This window comes from Flintibacter muris (assembly GCF_943192995.1).
GTDB classification, from domain to species: domain Bacteria; phylum Bacillota; class Clostridia; order Oscillospirales; family Oscillospiraceae; genus Lawsonibacter; species Lawsonibacter muris.
Map to the genome: position 1 here is coordinate 1 of NZ_CALPCP010000110.1, position 1769 is coordinate 1769.

The 1769-nt window shown below is 49.3% G+C and carries 2 protein-coding genes; one reads left to right on the top strand and one right to left on the bottom strand.

What is annotated here, in order from left to right:
* Positions 1 to 140 precede the first annotated feature (140 nt).
* Positions 141 to 833, bottom strand: a complete 693-nt coding sequence (locus NFS22_RS23500; RefSeq protein ID WP_251320043.1) for a hypothetical protein — start codon at positions 831 to 833, stop codon at positions 141 to 143.
* A gap of 172 nt (positions 834 to 1005) precedes the next feature.
* Here NFS22_RS23500 and NFS22_RS23505 point away from each other — a divergent pair.
* On the top strand, positions 1006 to 1769 hold a 764-nt coding region (locus NFS22_RS23505; RefSeq protein WP_420908913.1), incomplete at its 3' end, for an esterase/lipase family protein.

The following is a 1769-nucleotide window of genomic DNA, read 5'->3' on the forward strand; positions in this document are numbered from 1 at the left end:
GGTTTTTTCGTGAACCATAATGCATACCTCTGCTCTGGAAATACCTTGGTATCTTTCGGCACATAGCCGCGTTTGACAGTTTCCATGGTGATTTCAGTCCTTCATAGTCTGCCTTCTAATGTATTTGAATTCAATTTCTGTTACACACGGGAAAAAAGCAAATCATTATCCGTTTTACAGATATATGATAACTCTCGTACACAAAAAATCTCCACCACCTCCGCACATGATATAGGCAGCTTAGCAAAGTACTCGATATTTTCATGCGAGGAGCTTTTTACTCTTTTCCTTAATTTGCTGGATGCATCCCAAAGTCTAAATTCTGAAGAACATTCTGGTGGTAAAACCGCAAATTCCACTAAATAGGCGTGAAAGACAGATTGACTTCCTATTTGAGCACAAAACTTTTCGTATAAACTTTGGGACATTTCGTAGATTACCTCAGGGTAACTATTTTTAGTGTTACGGTTGCGGATGGCAAATCGATAACGACATAAATGACCTCGAACATTATATAACACGCTGCTAACAATATACAATTCCCCAGTTCTTGCAATCAATTCACCATTCAATATACGCTTTAAATCACGTTTTATCTTAATAGTCGCATATATTGATATAAAGCTAAGACCGAAAGATGCCAAAGTAAACAGCAAAACAAACGGTGATTTCATTGATTCAAGGTCTCCTTTGCCAGAAATTATGATAGCGAATGGTAATATGAAGAACAGTAAAGGCAACGTCCCATAATTTAACATGGTTGGAACATATACTTCGGCTGTTCTTTGACTGCCCTGTATTTTGACCGACTCATAATGCCCCCAAATTTTCATGACTAAATCAAGCCTTTCAAATTTCTTGCTTTGATTATACCATTATCTCTATTCCGCTTCAATCCGTTTTCCGAAAAGAACTACCCGCCCCTCAGCTTGACAACCCCGTTGGCAAGGTCTACTATAAACGCAGAAAAGCGCCGGTGGGCGCTGTTGAACGGGAGGCGGCTTTATGAAATATGTCAGGCGGATCGTCTACAGCCTGTTGCTGACAGCGGCGGTGAACGCCTTGCCATTGGTCTGGCTGCTGTACGCTAAATGGTCGGTTCCCGGCGCAGAGTGGCTGTTCCTGCCCCTGGCGGCGGTGTTCCTCTGGGTCAATCTCCGTTCCATTCCGAAGACCGGCCCCACCAAACGCATCCAGTGGCTGGCGGAGGGCTGTGAGCTGTTGTGGCTGTTCTGCGTGACCGCCACGGCCACCGTCCTGCTCCAGCTCCTCTGGCTGAACGTACTGCGTGTCGATATTGCGGCGGACTGCTTCCTTGACTGGTGGGGGTATTTTGGGGGCGCGATGGGCGTGCTGCTGGCGGTGATTCTGGAAGCCATTGTCTTCTGGAACGGCATGATCCGGGTCTACCTCACCTCGGTGCAGCTGGGCGTCAAGCACCGCATCCTGGCGGCGCTGTGCGGGTGGATTCCCCTGGTGAACCTCTGGTATCTGGCAAAGATCCTCCACATTTGCAGTGACGAAGTGGAGTTTGAGACCCAGAAGTGGGAGCTGGACGCGGTTCGGGCGGAGAGCGAGGTCTGCAAGACGAAGTATCCCCTCCTGATGGTCCACGGCGTATTCTTCCGGGACTTCCGCTGCCTCAACTACTGGGGCCGCATCCCCAAGGAGCTGAGGCGCAACGGGGCCACGGTCTACTACGGCCAGCAGCAGTCCGCGGCGGCGGTGGAGGACAGCGGGAAGGAGCTGGCGGAGCGCATCCGGCAGAT

What these genes read in the sequence shown, in the direction of transcription:
- NFS22_RS23500 (WP_251320043.1), bottom strand. Translation starts at nt 833, where the DNA reads ATGAAAATTTGGGGGCATTATGAGTCGGTCAAAATACAGGGCAGTCAA.